Source organism: Thermoactinomyces sp. FSL K6-2592 (assembly GCF_038006465.1).
Classification (GTDB): domain Bacteria; phylum Bacillota; class Bacilli; order Thermoactinomycetales; family Thermoactinomycetaceae; genus Thermoactinomyces; species Thermoactinomyces vulgaris.
On record NZ_JBBOVH010000001.1, the window covers coordinates 1,721,117 to 1,745,167 of the forward strand.

At 46.4% G+C, this 24,051-nt stretch carries 22 protein-coding genes; 9 read left to right on the plus strand and 13 right to left on the minus strand.

Going from position 1 to position 24,051, the window contains the following annotated elements; all coding sequences use genetic code 11:
* Positions 1 to 24 precede the first annotated feature (24 nt).
* From NYE37_RS09030 to NYE37_RS09040, 3 genes are all read right to left on the minus strand, one after another.
* A complete protein-coding gene (locus tag NYE37_RS09030; RefSeq protein ID WP_037997456.1) occupies positions 25 to 1,125 on the minus strand; it encodes a Leu/Phe/Val dehydrogenase in 1,101 nt (366 codons plus the stop codon).
* A gap of 22 nt (positions 1,126 to 1,147) precedes the next feature.
* A complete protein-coding gene (gene ptb, locus NYE37_RS09035; RefSeq protein WP_255347206.1) occupies positions 1,148 to 2,173 on the minus strand; it encodes a phosphate butyryltransferase in 1,026 nt (341 codons plus the stop codon).
* A gap of 108 nt (positions 2,174 to 2,281) precedes the next feature.
* Positions 2,282 to 4,342 carry a sigma-54-dependent Fis family transcriptional regulator gene (locus tag NYE37_RS09040; protein WP_340711932.1) on the minus strand — a complete coding sequence of 687 codons (2,061 nt, stop codon included), beginning with the start codon at positions 4,340 to 4,342 and terminating at the stop codon, positions 2,282 to 2,284.
* A 124-nt stretch (positions 4,343 to 4,466) separates the two neighbouring features.
* Here NYE37_RS09040 and NYE37_RS09045 point away from each other — a divergent pair, with 124 nt between their 5' ends.
* Entirely contained in the window at positions 4,467 to 4,727 is a 261-nt protein-coding gene (locus NYE37_RS09045; protein ID WP_037997453.1) for a DUF2627 domain-containing protein, read from the plus strand.
* Between the two features lie 75 nt (positions 4,728 to 4,802).
* Here the strand turns inward: NYE37_RS09045 and NYE37_RS09050 are convergent, their stop codons facing one another.
* Together NYE37_RS09050 and NYE37_RS09055 are read right to left on the minus strand one after the other, a co-directional pair.
* A complete protein-coding gene (locus tag NYE37_RS09050) occupies positions 4,803 to 6,941 on the minus strand; it encodes an MMPL family transporter (RefSeq protein WP_340711933.1) in 2,139 nt (712 codons plus the stop codon).
* A 131-nt stretch (positions 6,942 to 7,072) separates the two neighbouring features.
* Positions 7,073 to 7,639 carry a TetR/AcrR family transcriptional regulator gene (locus NYE37_RS09055; protein WP_340711934.1) on the minus strand — a complete coding sequence of 189 codons (567 nt, stop codon included), beginning with the start codon at positions 7,637 to 7,639 and terminating at the stop codon, positions 7,073 to 7,075.
* 175 nt (positions 7,640 to 7,814) lie between these two features.
* On the opposite strand from NYE37_RS09055, the gene NYE37_RS09060 reads away from it, so the two are divergent.
* The gene (locus NYE37_RS09060; protein ID WP_231564569.1) at positions 7,815 to 8,756 is read left to right on the plus strand and encodes a superoxide dismutase; all 942 of its coding nucleotides are present in this window, start codon (positions 7,815 to 7,817) and stop codon (positions 8,754 to 8,756) included.
* Between the two features lie 17 nt (positions 8,757 to 8,773).
* Positions 8,774 to 9,013, plus strand: a complete 240-nt coding sequence (locus NYE37_RS09065) for a hypothetical protein (protein WP_340711935.1) — start codon at positions 8,774 to 8,776, stop codon at positions 9,011 to 9,013.
* Positions 9,014 to 9,043: 30 nt separating this feature from the next.
* Here the strand turns inward: NYE37_RS09065 and spo0A are convergent, their stop codons facing one another.
* Positions 9,044 to 9,844 carry a sporulation transcription factor Spo0A gene (gene spo0A / locus NYE37_RS09070; protein ID WP_037993823.1) on the minus strand — a complete coding sequence of 267 codons (801 nt, stop codon included), beginning with the start codon at positions 9,842 to 9,844 and terminating at the stop codon, positions 9,044 to 9,046.
* A gap of 190 nt (positions 9,845 to 10,034) precedes the next feature.
* Between spo0A and NYE37_RS09075 the strand changes: the two genes are divergently transcribed.
* The 6 genes from NYE37_RS09075 (at position 10,035) to NYE37_RS09100 (ending at position 15,477) form a co-directional block, all read left to right on the plus strand.
* On the plus strand, positions 10,035 to 10,172 hold the full coding sequence (locus NYE37_RS09075) for a hypothetical protein (protein ID WP_156473318.1): 138 nt from the start codon (positions 10,035 to 10,037) through the stop codon (positions 10,170 to 10,172).
* A 223-nt stretch (positions 10,173 to 10,395) separates the two neighbouring features.
* The gene (gene gltP / locus NYE37_RS09080; protein WP_340711936.1) at positions 10,396 to 11,667 is read left to right on the plus strand and encodes a glutamate/aspartate:proton symporter GltP; all 1,272 of its coding nucleotides are present in this window, start codon (positions 10,396 to 10,398) and stop codon (positions 11,665 to 11,667) included.
* Positions 11,668 to 12,166: 499 nt separating this feature from the next.
* Positions 12,167 to 13,243 carry a hypothetical protein gene (locus NYE37_RS09085; RefSeq protein WP_340711937.1) on the plus strand — a complete coding sequence of 359 codons (1,077 nt, stop codon included), beginning with the start codon at positions 12,167 to 12,169 and terminating at the stop codon, positions 13,241 to 13,243.
* A 19-nt stretch (positions 13,244 to 13,262) separates the two neighbouring features.
* Positions 13,263 to 14,090, plus strand: a complete 828-nt coding sequence (locus NYE37_RS09090) for a hypothetical protein (protein WP_037993828.1) — start codon at positions 13,263 to 13,265, stop codon at positions 14,088 to 14,090.
* 18 nt (positions 14,091 to 14,108) lie between these two features.
* Positions 14,109 to 14,789 (plus strand): hypothetical protein, encoded by a 681-nt coding sequence (locus NYE37_RS09095; protein ID WP_049719951.1) that lies wholly within the window; start codon positions 14,109 to 14,111, stop codon positions 14,787 to 14,789.
* Positions 14,790 to 14,964: 175 nt separating this feature from the next.
* The gene (locus tag NYE37_RS09100) at positions 14,965 to 15,477 is read left to right on the plus strand and encodes a M57 family metalloprotease (RefSeq protein WP_049719950.1); all 513 of its coding nucleotides are present in this window, start codon (positions 14,965 to 14,967) and stop codon (positions 15,475 to 15,477) included.
* Positions 15,478 to 15,848: 371 nt separating this feature from the next.
* Here NYE37_RS09100 and spoIVB read toward each other — a convergent pair whose 3' ends face one another.
* From spoIVB to dxs, 7 genes are all read right to left on the minus strand, one after another.
* The gene (gene spoIVB / locus NYE37_RS09105) at positions 15,849 to 17,390 is read right to left on the minus strand and encodes a SpoIVB peptidase (RefSeq protein ID WP_386089823.1); all 1,542 of its coding nucleotides are present in this window, start codon (positions 17,388 to 17,390) and stop codon (positions 15,849 to 15,851) included.
* 181 nt (positions 17,391 to 17,571) lie between these two features.
* Complete coding sequence (gene recN, locus NYE37_RS09110) at positions 17,572 to 19,278, minus strand: DNA repair protein RecN (protein ID WP_049719949.1); 1,707 nt, start codon at positions 19,276 to 19,278, stop codon at positions 17,572 to 17,574.
* Between the two features lie 13 nt (positions 19,279 to 19,291).
* Complete coding sequence (ahrC, locus tag NYE37_RS09115) at positions 19,292 to 19,741, minus strand: transcriptional regulator AhrC/ArgR (protein WP_049719948.1); 450 nt, start codon at positions 19,739 to 19,741, stop codon at positions 19,292 to 19,294.
* Entirely contained in the window at positions 19,719 to 20,621 is a 903-nt protein-coding gene (locus tag NYE37_RS09120) for an NAD(+)/NADH kinase (RefSeq protein WP_049719947.1), read from the minus strand. The genes ahrC and NYE37_RS09120 overlap by 23 nt, the downstream gene beginning before the upstream one ends.
* Before the next feature lie 29 nt (positions 20,622 to 20,650).
* Complete coding sequence (locus NYE37_RS09125; protein ID WP_049719946.1) at positions 20,651 to 21,166, minus strand: hypothetical protein; 516 nt, start codon at positions 21,164 to 21,166, stop codon at positions 20,651 to 20,653.
* A gap of 59 nt (positions 21,167 to 21,225) precedes the next feature.
* Positions 21,226 to 22,038, minus strand: coding sequence for a TlyA family RNA methyltransferase (locus tag NYE37_RS09130; protein WP_037993838.1), 813 nt, complete (start codon positions 22,036 to 22,038; stop codon positions 21,226 to 21,228).
* Positions 22,039 to 22,047: 9 nt separating this feature from the next.
* Positions 22,048 to 23,937 (minus strand): 1-deoxy-D-xylulose-5-phosphate synthase, encoded by a 1,890-nt coding sequence (gene dxs, locus NYE37_RS09135; protein WP_340711938.1) that lies wholly within the window; start codon positions 23,935 to 23,937, stop codon positions 22,048 to 22,050.
* Positions 23,938 to 24,051: the final 114 nt, after the last annotated feature.

Here is a 24,051-nt window from a genome sequence, read left to right on the forward strand (position 1 = left end):
AATCTGCCTGCAATTTTCCATCCCTTATTTGTTGTTAAAATTGATCAGGTTGCGTTGATCTTGCAAAAATGTGCTTCTTGTTTTGCGCATCATTTCAATCCGTTCTTCCGCCATGCGGTCTGCTGCGAGATAACTCGGAATGCCATCCCGTTTTGCAATCTCAAACACTTTCAGGATATTGTCGTAAATGCCTTCCACTTTTTTCATCGCACGCTCACGGTTGTAACCCAACAATTCGTCGGCGACATTGATCACGCCTCCGGCATTGATGACATAATCCGGCGCATAGACGATTCCTTTTTCTTCAAGCATTTTTCCATGGCGCTCTTCTTTCAGCTGATTGTTTGCCGAACCGGCCACCACTTTGCATTTCAAGCGTTCAATGGTTTCGTCATTAATGATCGCCCCGAGCGCACAAGGAGCAAAAATGTCGCATTCCACATCATAGATTTTGTCCGGATGAACAAATTCGGCACCAAATTCTTGCACGGCACGGTCTGCATTTTCTTTGTTGATGTCGGTCACAATCAATTTGGCCCCTTCATTATGCAAGTGCTTACATAATTCGTAAGCAACATGTCCCACTCCTTGAACAGCCACCACTTTGCCTTCGAGTGAGTCATCGCCGAAAGCTTCTTTTGCAGCCGCTTTCATTCCACGGTATACGCCGTAAGCGGTCACCGGTGAAGGGTTGCCGCTGGAACCGAAAGCGGGCGACACGCCTGTCACGTAACGGGTTTCCTCATGAATGATATCCATGTCTTCCACGGTGGTTCCCACATCTTCCGCCGTGATGTACCGTCCGTTCAAACCTTGAATAAAGCGTCCCAAGGCACGGAACATGGCTTCGTTTTTGTCTTTTCTCGGATCGCCGATGATCACCGTTTTTCCGCCGCCGAGATTTAAGCCGGCAGCCGCATTTTTGTAAGTCATCCCTCTTCCCAGGCGCAGCGCATCCTCAATGGCTTCCTCTTCCGAAGCATAAGTCCACATGCGCATACCACCCAGAGCCGGCCCCAGGGTGGTATCATGGATACAAATGATGGCTTTGAGACCGGACTCTTTATCTTGGCACATGACGAGTTGTTCATAATCATATTTTTCCATGTAATCGAAGATTTTCATCTTTCATTCCTCCTCAATCAGATCATTGGGCAGCTGCCTGCAACACGGCAAGCGCAATCGAATACAATTTGGATTCCGGCGAGTCCGCACGGGAAGTCAATACCACCGGGGCGGCAGCTCCCAAAACAACGGCACCGATTTTACTGTTGGCAAAATACACCATGGACTTGTAAAGCATGTTTCCTGCCTCAATGTCCGGCACCAACAAAACATCCGCACGTCCTGCAACCGGACTGTCAATTCCTTTATGTTCCGCTGCTCTCACGGACACTGCATTGTCCAAAGCAAACGGCCCGTCAACCAAAGCACCTTTAATTTGGCCCCGGCGGTTCATTTGTGCGAGCGCGGCAGCATGAAGCGTCGCATCCATATTGGGATTCACCACTTCCACTGCACCCAGGACCGCAACTTTCGGTTCGGTATTTCCGAGTGTGTGACAGTACCGGATCACATTTTGGGCAATTTGGGTTTTTTCTTTCAGATCCGGAGCCACATTCAATGCCGGGTCGGTGACATGAATCAAGTGATCATATCCCGGAACTTCAAACGTGGCCACATGGCTCAATACGGCGCCGGTCCTCAAGCCTTTTTCTTTATTTAAGACGGCCCGCAAAAAGTCAGCCGTTTGAACCATCCCTTTCATCACCACATCGGCTTGTTGGTCACGAACGGCGGATACTGCCATTTTTGAAGCTTGTGCGGGGGAATCCGCATGAATGATTTGCCCGTCTTTGATATCAAGACCGATTTCTCGGCTGATCTCCCGGATCTTGGCTTCGTCCCCAAACAACAGGAAATCGGCAATTCCATGTTGCATGGCATCACGAACAGCCTCCAACACATCCTGATCATCGGCTGCTGCGACAGCAACCTTGACCGAAGGCAAAGATTCTGCTTTTTTTAGTATTTCTTCAAAGGATCTTAACATACTTAACACCTCTTCATTCCGGCTGATTGTTTGAGTCGTTCCTTTCATTTCATCAACGATAGTTTTTACGATTTCGCCGGCCGACATACTGATATGCAAATGGCATGCCAACCGGATCAAAAAATGAAAATCCCGCGATTTTATTAGCAGCTTTTGTTATTTTAGATTTTTTTCGTTTGCAAAACTGTGCAGAGAAAGGAAATTTTTTTCATGCAATTTTTTGCAAAATCAAATCAGATCGTATTTTTCCAGCTTGTAATAAAGGCTTCGAACGGAGATCCCCAGCGCTTTGGCTGTCTCCGTTTTGTTCTTGTTGGTTTTTTCATACACTTTTTTTAAATAATTTTTTTCAAATTGTTGTATAACATCTTTCAAAGGTTGAATATCTGTACCACTTTCCAACCGGCCTTCCAAATCTTGTCCCTCTTTTGCCCGGGATAAATCCAAGGGCGGCAAATGTTTTTTCCTCATGACCCTTTCGTTAAACTCCATATTGATCATGGCCCGCCCCAAAACGTTTTCCAATTCTCGTACGTTTCCCGGCCAGGAATATTGATGCAAGGTTTGGATCGCTTCCAAGTCAATCTCTTCCACATTCCGGCCATATTCCTGGTTAAACTTTTTAATCAAATGCCGGGCCAAATCCACCAGGTCTTCTTTCCGCATGCGAAGCGGGGGAATGTGAATCGGCAATACGTTCAGGCGGTAATACAAGTCTTCCCGGAAGCGTTTCTCCTGAATGGCTTTTTCCAAATACACATTGGTTGCCGCAATCACCCGGACATCGATCGGAATCGATTTGGTGCCTCCCACCCGCAAAACCTCTTTTTCCTGCAGCACTCTGAGCAGTTTTGCCTGGGTGCTCGGCTTCAGCTCGCCGATCTCATCCAGAAAAATGGTTCCGCCGTTGGCTTCTTCAAAAAGGCCTTTTTTTCCGCCGCGCCTTGCCCCGGTGAACGCTCCTTCTTCGTAGCCGAACAACTCGCTTTCCAACAAGGATTCGGACAAAGCGGCACAATTCACCCGGACAAACTGGTTGTATTTGCGGTCACTGGCATTGTGAATGGCATGAGCAAACAATTCCTTCCCGGTTCCCGATTCCCCTCTCAACAAGACGGTCGCCCGGGTTTCCGCCGCTTGCTTTGCCTGTTCAATGCTGTATCTCATCGTTTCGGAACTTCCGATAATGTCATCAAATGTATATTTGGCCTCCAGGTTTCGGATAATCCGGCGCGCCCGTTCGAGATCCCGGTTCAGCCGCTTGATCTCGGAAACATCGTGTATAATTCCCACACTACCTTTCAATTCCCCTTCCATCATGATCGGCGCAACATTGACCAACACCTCTTTCCGATGGGGACCCACTTTTAATTGGACGCCGCGAACCGGTTTTTTGGTCCGGAGCACCTTCATATGCATGCTTTCCCCTTCGGAGATATCCGTATCCGCCGGCTTCCCGATAATGTCCTCCGGTTTCAGTCCCGTTAAACGGGTGTAGGCCGGATTGATCAGGATCCCCATTCCGTTGGTGTCCACGACGGAAATGGCATCTTCCGATGAATCGATGATGGCCTGCAGCAAGCTTTTCATGCTTTCCAAATCGATGATTTGTTGGGACATGTTCTTCAGCTCGCTGATGTCCCGGAATACTGAAACGGCTCCGATAACCTTTCCGTCTTGCCCCTTCACCGGAACACGGTTGGTCAATATCTCCATTCCGCTTGGAAGTTTAAACTTTTGATTCAGTTCCGCTTTTCCGTTGTGCAAGACCCACTCCAGACGGGATTTTGGGATCACATCCTCAATTTTTTTCCCCAGCACTTTCCCGACCGAGGTTCCGATCATCCTCTCTGCCGCCCGGTTAAACAACGTGATCCGGGCTTCTTTATTCACTGCGATCATTCCGTCATGGGTGGAATCCAAAATTGTTTCCAACTCTTGTTGCCGGCGCTTGTAAGCCATGAACCACTTCTTTTTTTCTTCCACCAGCCGGATCAACAGATCAACCACCGCGCCTGAGATCAACAGGGTATCTTCATGTTTCATTTCCCCCAGCCGGTCATAAACTTTCGGATCTCCCGTCACTTCCAATACCACATCAGGCGCCGGATCCAGGAAAGGTTCGAATTGCCTTCCTGTGGGAATCCCATGTTTCTCAGCTTCTGAAATCGCAGGAGCGTCAGGATTTAAATCAACCACTCCGATCACTTTGACAAAATCAATGGACAACAAGGTTTGCAAGATGGCAATCCCGCCCTGACCGCCTCCCACAATAAGAAACGTTTTCATCGGAATTCCTCCTTCCTCCTTCGCCATTCATCTTATCATATTGTTTCTGTGAAAAGCGGGTGGTAATATCCGCTAACCTGCGCTACTATGTTTAAAGAAGATACAGAAAGGACGGACCGGATCGATGAAACCATCAAAACCTGTGTATCAACGTATCTTGGCCATCATTATCATGTGCATTCCGGGAGCATCGGCCGCATACAGTTGGAAATGGATGCGCGACATGTTCCACGACTTTCTGTCCGGCCAATCCTTTGCCTGGTTGCCGTTTACCGGTTCCCTCATCTTATTTCTGGCCAGCATCGCCTTTCTGGGTGGTTTCATTTTTCACCATGACAAAAAAAGAAACCGGCTCAAAAGTCAAAAAAGCAAAATTTCCTCTTAACTTTTTGAGCGAACAAAAAAGAGGATGAAGGGTTTCTTCCCCCATCCTCTTTTTTTATTTCTCCCCGCCGCGTCTTCAGGCTTTATCCAAAAGCCCGGCGGCGGAAGCAGGATCCTTCTCTTTCTCCGCTTTGTCTTTTTCAAACAATGCCACCATGCCCGGCAACAACATGCCCCGGATTAAAAAAGTGTCCAACAAAATGCCCACAGCCACAATGAAACCAAAGACAAACAAAAGCTGTATCGGCTGGGTCATCAATACCGCAAAGGTGGCGGCCAAAATGACTCCGGCGGAGGATATAACCCCTCCCGTGCTGGCCACGGCATTTTCGATCGCTTGTTTGACGGTGTGATTTTTCCGCTCTTCCTGGAACCTGGACATCAGCATGATGTTATAGTCTATGCCCAGTGCCACCAGAAACACAAACGAATACAGCGGAACCCGGTTGCTGATGGAATCAATGCCGAAGAACCACTTGGTCAACAGCATTCCCAGCCCCAACGCGGCCAAAAACGATATCAAAATGGTTCCCATCATGTATACCGGCATCTTAAAGGATCGGGTCAAAACAATCAGGAGCAAGAAAATCAAAATGGTTTCCAACAGGACAATGAGCCAAGTGTCCTGGTTATTGATGATGCGGTCATCCACTTTGTGGGCGGTTTCCCCTGCAAAGTACAAGTTGCCTTTCAATCCGCTCTCATTTAAAATCTGCCCCGAATGGTTGACCATTTGTTCCATGGCATCAATGGTTTTCACCGCATAGGGATTTTCGTCAAAAGTCAGCTGAAAACGGACCACTTTTCCGGATTCGTCCGTTCCGTTGGGACGCACTTGGCTGACGAGCGGCTGTTTTTCCAACGTCTGTTGCAAGGAATCCATCTGCGTTTTGGTAACCTTCTCCTCGGCTTCCAACAGAACGGTGGCCGGTGCCAAATCCCCTTTGGCAAACTTTTGCTCCAGCACTTCATACCCTTGGCGCGAAGGCATATCTTCCGGGAACGATTTCATCGTGTCAAACTCATAGTTCAAGTTCGCCAAATAGCTTGCCGACAAAAGGAGAAAAATCCCGATGGCCGCCACAAAAACCCCCGGTTTCTTGACGACCGTATGTCCAATCCGGCTCCAAATGGCGTTGTTTTTGATATTCGCTTCCCCGACCCGAGGCACTTTGGGCCAAAATGCCTTTCTTCCGAAAGCCGCAAACAAAGCAGGAATCAAGGTCACGGATGCCAGCATGACCACCGCCATCGCCGTGGAAAAAGTCGGGGCAAAGTTCCGGTAATCCCCAAACTGGGCAAAGAACAAAACAAGCATGGCGGCCAAAACCGTTCCACCCGAGAAGAAGACCGGCATCCCCGTGCCTCTCATGGCCGCTTTCATGGCGGCAAATTTGTCCTCATGCACCTTCAGCTCTTCCCGGAAACGGGAAAAGACGAACAAAGAATAATCCGTGATGGTTGCAAACAAGAGAATCGACATAATCGAAACCGTCTGATTACTGTATACCAGCCCGGCTTTCCCCATCAATCCCAGAATCTGCATCACAGCCTCATAAACAAATGCCGCGGCAATCAGCGGAATCAGGGCCAACAATGGAGAACGATAAATCACAATTAAAAGTACAAGGATTAACCCGATTGTCGAGAAAAGAAGCACCAGATCTGCTCTGGAGAAAAGATCCAGTGTGTCCGCGGCGATTCCGGCCGGTCCGGTCACATAAAGCTGAATATCCGGATGATTCCCGGCTACCTCTAAAATTTGATCCCTTACCTCTTTGATCTCTTTTGTTTCCAGCGATTCATCAAACATGTAAGGAAGGACTGCGGTTGTCTTGTCATCCGAGAAAAATCCCATCATTGCCTGGGGAGGCAGGTTTTGCAGGGGAACGGCGGCTTCCAGTCCCTTCGGATCCGCTCCCTCAATTTTCTTCAACAACTCCAAAAGCGCTTCGGCTTTCAATTCCCCTTGTTTTGACTGAAAAACAAAAATGGCGGGTGTTCCGTCCTGACGAAAGTACTGATCCAGTTTCTTTTGGGCAATGACCGATTGGGCTTCCCCCGGGAGAGAGTCCACTTGGCTCACCTCATAATCTTTTGCCCCCGGAGCAAAAAGGGCGAGCAGAACCACGGCAATCAGCCATACGGCCAACGTGATCCAAACTCCCTTCTTTGTTGTCACACGATCCGTCACTGCTTGCAGAACCTTGTGCATCGCTTATCCGTTTTCCCCTTTCCATGAAAGTAACAATACTGTCACTTTGAATGCAAATTGACACAAGTGTCACTTAAGATCATAAACAATGGTGACACTTGTGTCAATCAAAAAACATATACGAATTCTTCTCAACGTTTAACCATTCCATAAAAGATGATTTCCTCGATGCTCTTGACCCATTGATCCCATGGGACTTCACCGCGTGGAATGGCCACAGAGTTAAAAATAAATCCCAAGATCAGTTCATCCGGAATTTCCTCTTTCAACACCTGTTCTTTGCGCCCCAATTGGATTAATTGTTGCAAGCGGCCATAAATCATTAAATGGAGTCGGCTTAATTCTTCTTTTTTCTCTTTGACCTTGTTCGTACTTGCTGAAATTTGCTGTCCGATCTCCATAAGTTGATCAATATTTTCGTTTTCAAATAAAAGGTGCAACAGAAATTCAAACTGGGCGAAAAAACCTTGCCTGCTTTCCATTTCATTCAGTTTCACAAGAAACCGATTCATTTCATCAATCATATAAGCCATAATTAATTCATCTTTATTCTCATAATATTTGTAAATGGTCCCGCGTGATACATTCAAACATTCTGCCAACCGGCTGAGGGTAAAGGCGTCATAACCTTTACATTGAAGAATTTGTTTGGTTTCACGAAACAATTCATCGGTTGAAAACTTGCGTTCCCGAGCCACCTTGTCGCCTCCATTCACTTCAAACTCTCACCACATTCCAACACTCAACACTGTAACCATTTATTTTAACATGTTTCGACACTAAAATTCTCTTTTTTATCCCAAATTTCATTCACGGTTTTGGGCGACTACACATATTGTGGAAAAAACAACTTTGCGGAGGAGAATGGAGCGAATGATACATCCAAACCTGAATGGGTTCAACCATCTGCAGAAGCAGTCTTTTGCCTTTATGATTCAATATTACCGCACCTGGCTGGAACAACAACTGCAATCCATTACCGATCCTCACCAGAAAAAAGCCGGACAAAAATTGTGGAAACAGATCTGCCATTTGGAAAGACAAATGCCTTTTAAAGATCCTTACACCCTTTACCAAACTTTTCAGCAACTCATCGCACGATTCCAAAACCTTGCCTCGCCCATCGCAACTTCTTTTGCAGAAAAAACTCCGAAATCGCCGGAATCCCCCAAACCATTGCAAGAGCCCCGCGTTCCCGTTGGAAAACATCAACTGCCTCCGCTCCCCTATCCCTATGATGCGCTGGAACCGTATATTGATGCGGAAACCATGCAACTGCATCACGACAAACATCATCAAAGCTATGTGGACGGACTGAACCGGGCTGAAAAAATGATTCAAACCGCCCGTCAGGAAGGGGATTTTACTTTGTTGAAGCATTGGGAACGGGAAGCGGCCTTCCACGGAGCCGGTCACTATTTGCACACCATCTTTTGGGAAATTATGAATCCGGAAGGCGGTGGGGAACCGTCCGGCTCTCTCAGAAACCAAATCGATATGGATTTTGGCAGTTTCGTACGGTTTCAGGAACACTTCTCCCGCGCCGCAGAACAGGTGGAAGGAAGCGGTTGGGCCATTTTGGTCTGGAGCCCCAGGGCACATCGACTGGAGATTTTGCAAGCGGAAAAACACCAAAACCTTTCCCAACAAGATGTGATTCCTTTACTGCCCCTAGATGTTTGGGAACACGCCTATTATCTGAAATACAAAAACAATCGCAAAGCATACATCGACAACTGGTGGAATGTGGTTTACTGGCCTGAAGTGAAAAAACGTTTTTCAACCGCCAGGAAAGTGACCTGGTCCCCTGCTTAAAAAGGAGGCAATGACCTATGGGCAAAAAAAGAAGACTTTCGACAAACCGGCAGGAACAACGTCCTGCAAAACCCAAATACACTTCCCGTGCAAACCTTTTTCATCAACAAGTGGTGGCACCGCTGGAAAAAAGATTTCGCCAAGCTTTAAAAGCCCGCAGATATGCCGAAGCCGAATCCCTTTATCGAAAAATCACCGAAGCGAGAAAAGAACACCGGTTATGGATTGACCGTTCCGAAAAAGTACGAATCCGCTGATGAAAAAAGCCGCCACGATCAAGTGGCGGCTTACCCGACTTTATGTTCAATGCGTAATTTATCGGCAACCATCGCGATAAATTCACTGTTTGTCGGTTTTGCTTTGGTTACGTTAATTGTATAACCGAACAGCTCCCGGATGGAATCCATATTCCCACGGCTCCAAGCCACTTCGATCGCATGGCGGATCGCCCGTTCCACACGGCTCGGAGTCGTGTTGTATTTTTTGGCAATCCGGGGATACAGCGACTTGGTGATCGCTCCGAGTAACTCCACCTCATTGTAAACCATGGAAATGGCTTCACGCAGATACAGATACCCCTTGATATGGGCCGGGACACCGATCTCATGAATCACGTTGGTGATATTGGCATCCAAATTATTGGCTTTTTGTCCGGAGGCCGCTTTTCCCGACGGGACGGAAGAGCCGGATTTCACCAATGCCGGCTTGGAAGCAATGCCTTTCATCTGCCGGATCCGGTGGGTCAACACATCCAGATCAAACGGCTTTAATATGTAATAGGAAGCTCCCAGTTCCACGGCCCGGTGCGTGATGTTTTCCTGGCCGAATGCCGTGAGCATGATCACTTTCGGATCAAACTCCAGATCCATTTGCTGGAGCTGTTCCAATACGCCAAGCCCGTCCAGATGAGGCATGATAATATCCAGGATCAAAACATCGGGAATTTCCTGTTTTAACATTTCAATGACCTCGCCCCCGTGGTGGGCCACACCGATCACTTCAATATCTCCCTGCCCGTTCAAATGTTCTTTAAGCAAATCGGCAAATTCCCGATTATCATCCGCTAGGATCACTCGGATTTTATTCAATGGAAGACCCTCCCAATCGTCCAAAACAGTTTATTTTTTCCATTCGACAAAGAATCAAAACTTCCTGCATTCCGCCTTTTGATGAGGGCATAATTTTTAAGAAAATAAAAAAATATACAGTTTCATAAAACGAATTCGGTGTAAAACCACGAAAAAGTTGCATATTAAAATTAGAAAGGAGTGAACCGCTTTGAAAAAACCGTCCAATTCCAGCTTGGAACAAAAGAAAAAAAACGAGAAAACCAAACAGCAAAACAAAACCGAAACCGAATTTGCCGCCGGCTTTGGAAACAAGAAGCTGGAAGGGCCGGACCGCCCGTCAACTTAACTTCATTATTCAACGTTAAAAAACTGGGATATATCTTCCCGGTTTTTTTATCTCCAAACTTATAGATTGAAAAACAATTATATTCAAATAAATACAATTATTGTTATAAAGATTGATTCATCTTTAAATTTCTTTTAACATATTATTTGTCGTTTATTTACTAGATCAATTAATAAAAAGTCATAAACATTTATAATCATGTCAATTTTTGCGAGGTGATTGAATGAAAAAGGTTAAAATCAGTCTGGCATGGCAAATATTTATCGGGCTTATCTTGGGAATCATTGTCGGAGCCGTTTTCTTCGGTAATCCGAATATCGAAAAATACCTGCAACCCGTCGGTGACATTTTCTTGCGCCTCATCAAAATGATTGTCATCCCCATTGTCATTTCCAGCATTATTGTCGGCGTAGCCGGTGTCGGTGACATCAAAAAACTGGGGAAACTCGGCGGAAAAACCATTCTTTATTTCGAAATCATCACTACCATCGCACTGCTGGTTGGATTGCTCGCCGCCAACGTGTTTCAACCGGGTAAGGGCGTTGACATGCAATCCATCGAGCAAACCGATATCAGCCAATACCAAGAAACCACGAAAGAAACGGAAGAACACGGGCTCATTGACACCGTCGTCCAAATCGTCCCGGAAAACTTGTTTGCGGACATTGTGGAAGGCGACATGTTGGCCATCATCTTCTTCTCCGTCATGTTTGGCCTCGGGATCGCCGCGATCGGTGAAAAAGGAAAACCCGTGCTCAGGTTTTTCCAAGGAACCGCCGATGCCATGTTTTATGTCACCAATACCGTCATGAAATTTGCTCCCTTTGGCGTCTTTGCCCTGATCGGAGTCACGGTTTCCAAATTTGGGATCGAATCCTTGATTCCATTGAGCAAACTCGTGATCTTGGTTTATGCGGCCATGATCTTTTTTATTGTCGTAGTCTTGGGGCTTACCGCAAAAATCGTCGGGATCAACATTTTTCATTTGGTCAAAATCTTAAAAGACGAATTGATTTTGGCTTACTCCACTTCCAGCTCGGAAGCCGTTTTGCCAAAATTGATGGAGAAAATGGAGCGGTTTGGCTGCCCTAAAGCGATCACTTCGTTTGTCATTCCAACCGGTTATTCGTTTAATCTGGATGGTTCCACGCTGTACCAAGCCATTGCGGCCATTTTCATCGCCCAGATGTATGGCATCGATTTAACCGTCACCCAACAGGTCACCCTTTTGCTCACACTCATGGTAACCTCCAAAGGAATTGCCGGAGTTCCGGGAGTTTCCTTCGTGGTCCTGTTAGCCACCTTGCATGTTGTCGGCATCCCGGCAGAAGGATTGGCATTCATTGCCGGCGTCGACCGCATTATGGACATGATGCGTACGGTTGTCAACGTCATGGGCAATTCTTTGGCATCGGTTGTCATGTCCAAATGGGAAAAACAATTTAACGAGCAAAAAGCCAAAGACTATTTGGAAGAAATCAAAAATACCGCTTAAGACTGCTGTGTTCCAACAGCAGTCTTTTTTCATTGATTGAAACGACTCATAACATAACACCTTCCCCTCCCCCTTGCAATCTCCATCCGACAGCATCTGACCGTAAAAGATGCAATTTAAACTCCATGGAATGAAATTATGAATGACTTTATCTGATTTACTCCTTTTTTATAGATTTCCTTCCAGATTTCTTCGCTCATCCCTACCCTTCCAAGACAAAATATGCTAATATAAAAAAATATGTTGAAAGAAATTTGTATTTTTCCCTTAAATCATCCATTTCAAGCGTCTTTAAAAAAGAATTAACAATATAGACAAGATTGTGTTAAATCGAATATTACAAAAACAAGTATAATTGGCTATGATTTATGATTATTTACATAGGTTGTAAACCGTACACCGGTTTGCAAATAAATCAAAATATTGCTTAAACAGAATGAACCCTTGGGTTCATTCTGTCTGTTATGACAACCATGAAATCACATCCAAAGAAAGGAAGGTGAATCTGTTACGGAAAACAAATTACATACATACTTGCGCCAGCGAAGGAAACGGTTTAAAACCCAACCTTCTGCTTTTGTTTTCCGTAACCATGTGTATGCGTCACATGCGAAAAAACATGACCCACCGCCTGCTGATGGCAATCATCTGCATGATGATCGGAATGGTCATTCCATTGTCACCGGCGATTTCCCACGCTGAAGGAGGCGGCATCAACGTTCCTTCGGTCGATGACCATTTTTACAAGCCGAAGGAAGGGCCGAAACCGGAAGAGCAAAAAAAGATCAACGATGAAAACACCAAAGTGGAAACACCGGAGCAAAAACAACAACCGCAATCCAAAAACGAAAAGAAAAACGACGGTCCGGATCCCTGGACAGTCATGAAATTTGTGATCAATGACTTTTTCAAAGAACAAGCCGCTTCCATTGAACCTTATCTTTACAATCCGATTGATGAAATCTCCCCCAAAGGAGCCGTTTACGGCAACATAGTGAAAATCCCGCGGTCAGCCATGGGAAACTTGGTTTTTAAAGATGGGTCCGCCGGGAAAATCTTTATTGATACTTGGGATGGGGCAGAAAAGGGCAAAGAAGTTTGGGATAAATATAAAGTTCTAAAAGAAATCCGCAACCTGGAAAACCTCCAAGAAATGGGTTCATTACTTCAAAGAGCCGAGATTCAAAGTCAAATCGGAAAACTCAGTTCCGTTTCCAAATTGTCCAAAGGTCTCGGCTGGGTTGGCATTAGTGTTGCCGCTATCGATACAGGAAATAATCTGATTGACACCTACAAAAATTGGAAAGCCGGCAAAGGTGCAGAAGCCCGGGATGCAGCCATCAAAGCTGTGGGAAGTTTCGGTGAAGGTCTGATTTCGGCAGGAGCCTTGATGGGACCCACTCCTTGGGGAATCGGTTTAGCCGCTGCCGGTACGGTATTATGGGCTGGAAGTGCCATTTGGACCCATCGGGAAGGCATCAAAAAGATGGCACAAGGAGCCGTTGATTTGGCGAAAAAAGGGGTTAACGCCGTGAAAAATGGTGTAAAATCGGCTTGGAACAAACTTTTCGGTTAAACAAAGGAGGGCTAAAACAATGAATTTGGATGAACTTAGAGGTAACCCCCTTCCAGAACCGCCAGAACATATCAAAAATATGGCAGAGAATTATTTGCGAGACGGAGAAGTATATAACATTTATCCCCAACGAGCCGTTGTAAACGGCAGTACATTTTACAATATTACTTATGGCTACTCTGAAAAAAAAGTGAACGGTATTTTGATTGTCAAGGAAGACGGCACTTTGCCTCTTCATAAAGATTGTGTTGAAGTTTATCATTATATAACTGATGTCGAATCAGGATTGAAACATGTTTTTACTTATGGATCAAAATGGTCGGAAAGACCCATGGGTATATGGAAAAAGTTGCAATCCCTGCTGGATTCTTTTGCAGATACTGTCAACGCATCTAATGATCCATCCTTCAAAAAAGGTTATGAAATCTTTTGTTCTATTCCACAAACGATGTTTGAAACACAAGAGGAACTTAAACAAGTGGTGGAAAACGCAAAAAAACAATTTACCGAACTCACAACAGATTATCTGGTTACTAAAGATATCTATGAAAAGGTCAGAAAAAATTTCGAGCGAATGATGGACATTCAAAAAATACAATTTGAAGTACAGATCGAAACGGAAGAAGAACGGACAAAATTCATGAAGCAACTAAAAGCATCCATTTCTTTTTTGGATCTCTCAAAACAGGTTTCCTATATGCGGCTGAATAAACTGCATAAATGGCTGAATGCCGACAAGGCAACCATGGCTGAATACGAAGATTTCAAAAACGATGTGTATAGAGATAAGGCGAATAAAGAAAAACAAAAAAAACAAATAGAAAGTATTCGCAACCCCAGAGACTAAATGTTGAAGGAGGACAAAATGCTCATTCGGGATTCGTTACAACTGTATCGCGAAGAATTTGGCAAGATCTTATTGCTGGGTTTGATCGTGATCGTTCCAATCCAGTTTCTGTGTATACTCATCAACAACTATTTTTATTTCTATTATTGGTTACCTCAGATTCATATCGCTGATTTGTTCTACGGCATCAATATGTTGATTGCCGGATCACTGGTCCAAATTCCCTTTATCAAGCTCTTGGACAGTTACCGGAAACGGGAATACATTGAGTTTTCGAGTGCATACGGGAGCTTTTGGCAATATGGTTTTGTCGTTTTTGTGATGTCCATTCTCTATACTTTGGGAGTGGTCACCGGAACTTTCCTTCTCCTTATCCCGGGACTGGTTTTGATGGTTCTGTTTAATGCCTTCCCTTTTGCCGTGGTACTGGACGAAAAAAAATGGTGGGAAGGCTTCAAACAAGCCTTTCAATTTGGCAAAAGCAATTTCTGGAAACTGTGTGGTATTATTTTTGGCTTCTTGATCGTGGAGCTGGCTGTCGAGTGGATCGTCCAATCGATCACATTCTTATTCACCGACCGCTACCTCGTGGTGGCATCCGTGGTCATGCTGGTCAATATGTTGTTTGTTCCGCTTGTCACTTTTGCCACCGGCTTGTTATACCAAGATTGGAAAGAACAACCCGACTCAGCAATTTGAAGCCAAATTCAAAGGCAAGATTCCGAAAATGGATTCTTGCCTTTTTTTTCTTGTTGGTTTGCTCTTTGTTTGTATAAAAGTATTTTGAATTAGAATTTTTTTATATAAAAAAGCAGGTTTTCCCTCCTTTGTAGCCAATTATATAGTCAGAATATTTTTATAAGGAGGGTTTTTCTTGGCCAAAAAATTGGTAGTCCTCAGTTTGTTTGTGGTCACCCTGCTGGCATGGACTCCGGCCTTTGCTTACAATTTGTGGGGTTACAGATGGTCAAGCAGCAATATTACGTATGAATGCGATATGGGAGGCGACTATACGACACAGTGCGAAAACGGCGCTGCGGAATGGAGCAGCCGGACGGATGTAAATCTCAGTTACGGAGGGTCCAGTGCCGGGATTCGCACGGAGGCCGGCAATTATGGAAATGTTTCCTGGAGCGGCCTTTGCACCGTTACTTCCGCTTCAGGCAGCACGGTTTACCAAATGGATATTTCCATCAACCGTTATTATACCGACAGTTATTCCTCTCAGGTTCGAAAAGGAGTCATCACGCACGAACTGGGGCATGCGATCGGTCTTGCCCATGAAGACCGGCTGGGACCCGGTGGAGCAGTCATGTACAGCAATGACGGGAGAACGGTTTATTCCCCGACCCAGGATGACATCAGCGGAGTGAATGCCATTTATTAATTTTTAAGGAGGTTTATTTATGCTGAGGAAGTCCAAACACCTTCTTTATTCCATCGGGATCACAAGTCTTGCTTTGTTGACGGCGGCCGGGATCTATGTTTCTTTCTTCCAACCGAAAGAGGTGGAAGTGGGTGTGTCCTTGAACAAAATGTATTCCAGTGTGAAAGAAATGCAGCAAGAAGCTGATTTAATCGTGGAGGGCAAGGCTCTTTCCGGGCAAAAAAGTTTTTTCTATGACCGGGTTCCGTTTACCCTGACTTCGTTTCAAATTGATCAGGTCTATGAAGGGAACGCTCCGCAAAAAGTCATATCCATTTTGGAAACCGGTGGTGTACAGAAAAATATGAATTTTACCGTGGAAGGAAATGAAGTCATGGATGCGGATGACTCGTATGTTTTGTTATTGAAAAAATACGAAGGTCCGGTGACAAATGATCCCAGCTACGTGATCGTGGGCGCTTATCAAGGGAAATTTGCTTTGGATGGAAACCGGGTTTCTGCTGCTGAGCACGTGGATGCGGCCCTTCAACAAATTCAGACGAAAGATCAACTTTTAAAACAACTGGATCGATCCTGAAGAGAAAAAAGCGGCTACGATGTGTAGCCGCTGTTGATTGAATCACCCCTGCATCTTGCAACATCCATTCGATAAAAGTTCCATATCCCGAAGTTGGATCATTGACAAACACGTGAGTTACTGCCCCAATTAATTTTCCGTTTTGAATGATCGGGCTTCCACTCATTCCCTGGACAATGCCGCCGGTTTTTTTCAATAACCGGGGATCCGTCACTTTGATGATCAATCCTTTGGTCGCCGGAAATTTTTGTTTGATGGCATGCACGATTTCAATGTTGTATTCCTCCACTTTTTGCCCCTCAACCACCGTCAGGATTTTGGCAGGGCCCTCTTTCACTTCATCAGCGAGAGCAACCGGAATCGGTTTTTGGTATTTTCCGTTAGCCGGGGCCTCATTCATCTGCCCGAAAATCCCGAACGGTGTATTCTGGCGGATGTTCCCCAACACTTGATTTTCCCTGAAGAAAATGGCTCTTTTTTCACCCGGTTCACCAGATTCCCCTTTTTGAATCGAGGTCACATTGGATTGGACAATCTTTCCTTCCCCCACACGAATCGGCAGTCCGGTATCCACGTCTGTCACGACATGTCCCAATGCCCCGTACACATGTTTTTCAGGATCATAAAAGGTCAGCGTTCCCACCCCGGCCGCGGAGTCGCGGATATAAATCCCCAAGCGGTAACGGTTTTCCCTGGCATCTTTTTGTGCCTGAATGGTGGTGTTTTTTTGTTTTCCTTCCCGTATCAGTGTGACCCGGATCGGTTTATCCTCCGATTTTTTGACTTCTTTGGCCACATCCTGCACCCGGTTGACCGGCTTTCCGTTCATGGCCACAATATAATCGCCGATCCGGATGTCAGCTTTTTCAGCCGGTGAATCCACCTTTTCATCGCTGGTCTGGATACGATGGTGGCCGACGACAATCACTCCTTTGGAATAAACCTTCACTCCAATGGATTGTCCGCCGGGGATCACCTTTAACCTGGGATAAACATTCACTTGGACTTTTTTAATCGGGAATGCACCAAATAAGTTCAGGGTCAGCCAAGTCTTTCCGGCTGTGTTGGTAAATAAAGTGACAGGCTTTTTGAGATCCACCGGAACCTCAGCTTGACGGAATCCGTTCACATGGAGAATACGGGGATCGGATACACTGGCAGTAGCGGTGGCAGGCATGGATAAAGGAAGCTGTTTTGATTCACCCTGAAAAAGGCGGATCTCATGTGGAAATTGGATCCATTGCTGAAAGACACTTGTAGTACTTCCCAACATCAGGAGAAGCACCAGGAGAAATCCCAACCATTTTCGTTTCCCTTTGCTTTGCAATCTTACCACTCTCCTGAGCTTCCCGCCTTCCCTTTCGCCAATTTTGAAAGGTGCAGCTTACTAATCTTAAGGTAACCGCTTCACCGGCCTTTTATGTCCTTCAAAACATTCCTGCTCATGAACATGTTCCCTGAAAAACCAAATGCCAATTAAAAAACAAAAAAGCCTTTAACACCTGGGTTAAAGGCACTCACCTCACATATTGTTTCTTTTGTTCTTCAGCCAGCCGGATCATTTCCCGGGCGTGATTCCGGGTCGTACTGGTCACTTCCACGCCGCCTAGCATGCGCGCCAATTCAACCGTGCGACCTTCCATGTCCAGCTTCTCCACTTTTGTCCTTGTCTTGGATTGCAATACTTCTTTTGCAATGTACATATGGCAGTCCGCCATACAAGCCACTTGGGGCAAATGAGTCACGCACAGGACTTGATGCCTGTTCGACAAAAACGCAATTTTTTCCGCAATGGCTTGCGCTGCGCGGCCGCTCACTCCCGTGTCAATCTCGTCAAAGACCAATGTATCATTCCGGTTCACTTCGGTAAAAATACATTTGAGCGCCAGCATCAACCGGGACAATTCTCCCCCGGATGCAATTTTGGCAAGCGGCTTTAACGGTTCGCCAGGGTTGGGGGCAATTTGAAACTCAATTTGATCCTGCCCGTGAGCATAAAAAACGTCATGGCGGTAAGGCTCCGGAAAAAAGGCGACGTGAAAAACGGTCGACCCCATATTTAAATCCTTCAATTCCTGCTCCACTCTGGTTTCCAATGCAGATGCGGCTTTTTTCCGTTTCGATGTGAGCTTTTGCGCCAATTCTTTCAATTGCTCCGCATATTGGCGGCATTTTGCGCTGAGTTCCGCTTCAATTTCCTCATGATTTTCGAGCTCATGCAGTTCTTGGTCCACTTGTTCTTTATAAGCCAAAATCTCTTCAATGCTGTCCCCATATTTGCGTTTTAATTGGTGAATCAAATGGATTCTTTCTTCCACCTCGTAAAGGCGTTTGGGATCGAACTCAAAACTGTCCTGATAGCGGGCAATTTCAATTGCCGCTTCTTCCAGTTGGTAACAGGCCGACCGGGCCAGTTCCGCCACATTTTCCAAAAACTCGTCCACTTCGGAAATCTGGCTTAAATGGGATATCGCCTCCTGCACGAGGCTGATGCCTCCCTGTTCACCGTTTAAGTATTCATATGCCTTCGCACTGTGGACCATCAGTTTCTCGGCGGAAGCCAAACGTTTGTGTTCCGATTCCAAAGCTTCTTCTTCCCCGGGGGTCAACTGAGCTGCTTCAATTTCATCGGCCTGAAAACGGAGCAAATCCAAACGCCGGTCCAAATCCCTCTGATTTTTTCGAAATTGTTCCAATTGGCGCTTTACTTTATCGTAAGAAACATATATCTCTTCATATTGCCGGCGCAATGAAAGAATTTCCTCGCCGCCGAAATGGTCCAGCCACTCCAAATGTTCCTCCGTTTTCAGCAATGATTGGTGCTCGTGCTGTCCGGAGATGTCAATCAAACGGGGTCCGACTTGTTTGAGCAAGGACAGCGTGACCACTCTTCCATTGATCCGGCAGGTGCTTTTCCCTTGCGCAGTGATCTCTCTGCGGATGATGATTTGATCCAACTCTTCCTCATCAAATCCCCACTCCACCAGCGGAGCCCGTGCAGCATGCTCTTGATCCAGTTCAAACACCGCTTCGATTTCGGCTTTTCCTTCTCCATGGCGGACAAAATCCGCAGATGCCCTGCCGCCGGCAACCAAGCCCAGAGCATCAATCAAGATGGATTTCCCGGCGCCCGTTTCGCCTGTTAACACATGAAACCCATGGTCAAATGCGATATGCACCTCTTCAATGATGGCAAAGTGGCGAATAACGAGTTCCTTCAGCATCCCGACCGCCTCCTTACAGCAAATCCAAGAAGCGCTGCATTAATTGAGGTGCCTGCTCTTTGGTCCGGGAAATGATCAATATGGTGTCATCCCCTGCAATCGTACCCATCAACTCTTCCCAATCCAAATGATCCAACAAAGCGGCCACGGCTTGGGCATTACCGGGCAAGGTTTTGAGCAAAACCAGGTTTTCGCTGTAATCGATGCTCACGAAAGATTCCTGAAGTGTCCGCTTTAATTTTCTTAACGGATCAAAACGTTTTTCCCCGGTGGGAAGTGAATATTTATATGCCCCGCTGGCTGTCGGAACTTTCACCAGATGCAATTCTTTAATGTCCCTGGAGACGGTTGCCTGTGTCACATTGAAACCCGCTTTTTTCAATTCCGCGACCAAATCGTCTTGTGTTTCAATCTCTTTGCTTGAAATGATTTCACGGATTTTAATATGGCGCTGTGCCTTCATGTTCTCCACCTACCCTGCTAACATCCACACTCTCGCCTTGCAGTTTTTGGCGTACCACCTCAAAAAATGAACGATCCTGCCATTTGATCAGTAAAGCGGAGTGCTTATAACGCTTTACCCGGACAATATCTCCTTCCTTCAAACAATAGCCGATCTGACCATCGATGGTGATGCCCATCTCCCGGTGAACGGCCGAAACATGGATATCGATGACCGATTCAGACGGAAGAACCATGGGTCTGGAAGTCAATGTATGTGAACAAATCGGCGTCAAAAGCAATGCCCGGATTCCCGGATAGACAATCGGCCCTCCGCAGGACAAGGAATAGGCAGTCGAACCGGTCGGCGTGGAGATAATGACCCCATCACCTGTATAGGTTCCGAGAAAATTCCCGTCCATATACGCTGTGCAAGTGATCATCCGGCCGAAAGAGCCTTTGGCGATCCCCACATCATTGAGCGCAACCCCGGTTTCAATCACACGGCCGTTGCGGATGACTTCCGCTTCAAGCATCAGGCGGCATTCGATCACATAATCCCCGGAAAGCACCCGTTCAATCGCTTCGGACAGACCGCCGGTTTCCGCTTCGGACAAAAAGCCCAGATTTCCCAAATTAAAACCGAGAATCGGGATTTGATACCGCGCTAACTGTCTGGCCACCCCCAACAAGGTTCCGTCGCCGCCCAGGACAAAGACCAGTTCGACACGGTTGGCGAATTCCTCCAAAGGAAGCCCCAAGTCGGGATATCCCAAGTCAGCTGCAATATCTGGTTCAAAACAGACATCAACCCCTCTTTTTTCCAATTCCCGTTTCATTTTCTCTGCAACCGCAAAAGCTTTCGGTTTGGATCGATTTACTTTAATCCCGATTGTTTTCAACCATTTCCACCCCAATAACCACGTTGCAATCATAATAATATAAACAGAGCGGCGAACAAGATCAATATCACCGGTGCCAAATAAAACAAAACATGTTTTTGCTTTTGAAAGGAGACATCCGGTATGTCAAATTCGATCTTCTTGATCGTTCCCTGATCGCGGTCCACATACAAAATGGCATCCGGACGGTACAACAAATAATACGGCAGGAAAAAGTCCCTCAATCCGGCTCCGGATTCCCGGATGGGTTTGCGCGGTCTTGCGACAATCACAACATACCACGCATCATCGCGGCGGGCGACATAATCGATGAACAACCGGCTGGCATACTGGCGTCCACCGTAATCGATGTCAAACGGAATCCTCTCTTTTTCCCCCACCACTTCATATCCTTGTTGCCGCAACAAGTCCGGAACTTCACCCTCAATCTCTTCATCCGGTTCTTCCTTTTTCGGGTATAAGTCCAATAACTTTTTCCAAATTAAATAAAAGATGACTCCGATTAGCAGAAAAAGTACAAGGGTATCGCCCGGTCGGGTCACCATTCCCCCCCTCCTTTACCTACTAATTCGAAGTCATGCGGGTGAACCCTTTTTTCAATTCATCAAAACCGCTCGTGCGCTTCATCCACCACTTCTTTTATCTTGGTTTCCCAATCGATGTTGCTTTCCCGGGTTTTCGGGAAAGTGAGATATCCCAGAAATTCAATATTTCCTTCTCCTCCCTGAATCGGGGATGGCGTGATTCCTTCCACCCGGTAATTCAGGGATTCGGCCAGCTTCACGGTATTCATCAAAACTTTCCGGTGCACTTTGGGATCTTTGACAATCCCTTTTTTGCCGACTTCTTCTTTGCCAGCTTCAAATTGGGGTTTGATCAATGCCACCACTTCCCCGCCGCGGCTGAGCAGGTCTTTTAAATTGGGAAAGATATGCTTTAAGGAAATAAATGAAACATCAATCACGGCAAAGTCAGGGATATCCCCTGTCAAATGTTCCGGTTTGACATACCGGAAGTTCGTCCGCTCCATCACGATCACCCGCGGGTCTTGCCGCAATTTCCAAGCAAGTTGTCCATAGCCGACATCAATGGCATACACCTGTTTTGCACCGTTTTGCAGCGCACAATCGGTAAATCCCCCGGTGGAAGCCCCGATATCCAAAAGGACGCGGTTTTTCAAATCAATGCCAAATGTTTTCACCGCTTCTTCCAGCTTTAATCCGCCGCGGCTGACATAAGGGTGAAGTTGCCCTTTCACCTCGATGGACACATCCACCGGGACTTTGGTTCCTGCTTTCTCGATCCGTTCCTGATTTACATAAACCAGTCCGGCCATGATGGATCGTTTGGCCTGTTCACGGCTTGCAAACAGGCCTTTTTGAACCAGTAAAGTATCAATGCGTTCCTTTTTTTCCACGTTCAACCCTCAAGCTTTTTGGATTTTTTGTGATAAAAATCTGTTAACAGTATCGGCAATGCCTTCCGGAGTTAATCCGACTTCTCTCCGTTGGTCATCGATGCTTCCGTGTTCCACGTAGATATCCGGAACCCCCAAAATTTTCACCTTGGGCATTTCGATTTCTTTTTGCTGGTAATATTCCAGCACGGCACTGCCGAAACCGCCAATCACCGCGGCTTCTTCCACCGTGATCAACGGGATGTTTTCGTCAGCCAGCTGATCCAAAAGCCCGGTATCCAGCGGCTTGGCAAACCGGGCGTTGATCACACGCGCATCAATGCCCTTTTCTTTCAACTGTTCAGCCGCTTCCAAAGAGGTTTGAACCATCGGACCCAGTGCCAAAATGGCCACATCTTTTCCGGGTCTCACCTCTTCCGCTTTCCCGATGGGCAACAACTTCAATTCATCATCCATGGGAACCCCGACCCCGGCGCTTTTGGAGTACCGGACGGCGACAGGCCCGTCGTTGTATTGGACGGCCGTATGGATCATGTGCTGCAATTCATTTTCATCTTTTGGCATCATGATCACGATGTTCGGCTGACTGCGCATATATCCGATGTCATAAATCCCCTGATGGGTTTCCCCATCTTCACCGACAAATCCGGCCCGATCCACTGCAAAAACCACATTCAGGTTCTGCCGGCAAACGTCGTGAACCAGTTGATCATAACCTCTTTGCAAAAAGGTGGAATAAATGGCGAGCACCGGTTTCATCCCTTGGGTTGCAAGGCCTGCGGCAAAAGTGACGGCATGTTGTTCCGCGATTCCCACATCAAAACAACGCTGCGGAAACTTTTTCTGAAAAGCTTCCAATTTGGAACCGGTCAGCATCGCCGGGGTGATCGCGACAATGCGCTCGTCTTTTTCAGCCAGCTTCACCAGGGTTTTTCCAAAAACCGAGGGGTAATTCGGAGGACCTCCTGCTTTCTTTTGAAAAGCACCGGATTCAATTTTGTACGTTCCGACTCCGTGGTACACAACGGAATCATCTTCAGCGGGCTTATACCCGTATCCTTTTCTCGTGATGACATGGACCAACACCGGCCCTTTGGTCTTGCCGGCCAAACGCAGGCTTTCCATCAATTCATCCAATTGATGGCCGTCTACCGGCCCGATATAAGTAAAGCCCAGATGTTCAAAAAAGACTCCGGATACCACCAAATATTTCAAACTGTCTTTTATTCTTTCCAATGTTTTGGCGAAAGGCACGCCGACGGTCGGAATCTTCTTCAAAAGATGCTGGATTTCGTCTTTCATCTTGTTATAGCTTTTGTTTGTGCGAAGACGGGCCAAATGATTGTGAATGGCACCGACATTCGGGCTGATGGACATTTCATTGTCATTTAAAATGACGATCATATCGCTTTGGGATTCCCCGATATGGTTGAGTGCTTCCAAAGCCATGCCGCCAGTCAGGGCGCCATCCCCGATCACCGGGATGACTTTGTAGTCTTCCCCTTTCAAATCCCGGGCCGCAACCATCCCCATCGCCCCAGACAAGGATGTGCTGCTGTGTCCGGTTTCCCAACAGTCATGCTCCGATTCTCTCATCTTCGGAAAACCGCACAACCCTTTGTACTGTCGCAAAGTGGAAAACATTTCCCGGCGGCCCGTCAAAATTTTATGCACATAAGCCTGATGGCCGACATCCCACAAAATTTTGTCTCTGGGACTGTCAAACAAATAATGAAGGGCAATCGTCAGTTCCACCACACCCAAATTGGAGGCCAAATGTCCTCCGGTCTTCGACAAACTTTCAATGAGAAACCGGCTGATTTCCTCCGCCAATTTCGGAAGTTCTTCCACAGGTAATTTTTTTAATTCATCTGGCGAATTAATCTGCTCGAGGTGCACGAAAAACGCCTCGCTTTCGCTTTCTTTTCATTTTGGTTTACATGACTTACTTGAAAAATAATAAGATGAGCAAAGGAAATTGACAAGTGGCTTTGGTCCGAAAAATCACTGCGA

What these genes read in the sequence shown, in the direction of transcription:
- NYE37_RS09050 (WP_340711933.1), bottom strand. Translation starts at nt 6,941, where the DNA reads ATGCACAAGGTTCTGCAAGCAGTGACGGATCGTGTGACAACAAAGAAG.
- NYE37_RS09125 (WP_049719946.1), bottom strand. Translation starts at nt 21,166, where the DNA reads ATGGTGACCCGACCGGGCGATACCCTTGTACTTTTTCTGCTAATCGGA.
- recN (WP_049719949.1), bottom strand. Translation starts at nt 19,278, where the DNA reads ATGCTGAAGGAACTCGTTATTCGCCACTTTGCCATCATTGAAGAGGTG.
- NYE37_RS09040 (WP_340711932.1), bottom strand. Translation starts at nt 4,342, where the DNA reads ATGAAAACGTTTCTTATTGTGGGAGGCGGTCAGGGCGGGATTGCCATC.
- NYE37_RS09090 (WP_037993828.1), top strand. Translation starts at nt 13,263, where the DNA reads ATGAATTTGGATGAACTTAGAGGTAACCCCCTTCCAGAACCGCCAGAA.
- ahrC (WP_049719948.1), bottom strand. Translation starts at nt 19,741, where the DNA reads ATGAAGGCACAGCGCCATATTAAAATCCGTGAAATCATTTCAAGCAAA.
- NYE37_RS09095 (WP_049719951.1), top strand. Translation starts at nt 14,109, where the DNA reads ATGCTCATTCGGGATTCGTTACAACTGTATCGCGAAGAATTTGGCAAG.
- NYE37_RS09060 (WP_231564569.1), top strand. Translation starts at nt 7,815, where the DNA reads ATGATACATCCAAACCTGAATGGGTTCAACCATCTGCAGAAGCAGTCT.
- NYE37_RS09045 (WP_037997453.1), top strand. Translation starts at nt 4,467, where the DNA reads ATGAAACCATCAAAACCTGTGTATCAACGTATCTTGGCCATCATTATC.
- NYE37_RS09065 (WP_340711935.1), top strand. Translation starts at nt 8,774, where the DNA reads ATGGGCAAAAAAAGAAGACTTTCGACAAACCGGCAGGAACAACGTCCT.
- NYE37_RS09030 (WP_037997456.1), bottom strand. Translation starts at nt 1,125, where the DNA reads ATGAAAATCTTCGATTACATGGAAAAATATGATTATGAACAACTCGTC.
- gltP (WP_340711936.1), top strand. Translation starts at nt 10,396, where the DNA reads ATGAAAAAGGTTAAAATCAGTCTGGCATGGCAAATATTTATCGGGCTT.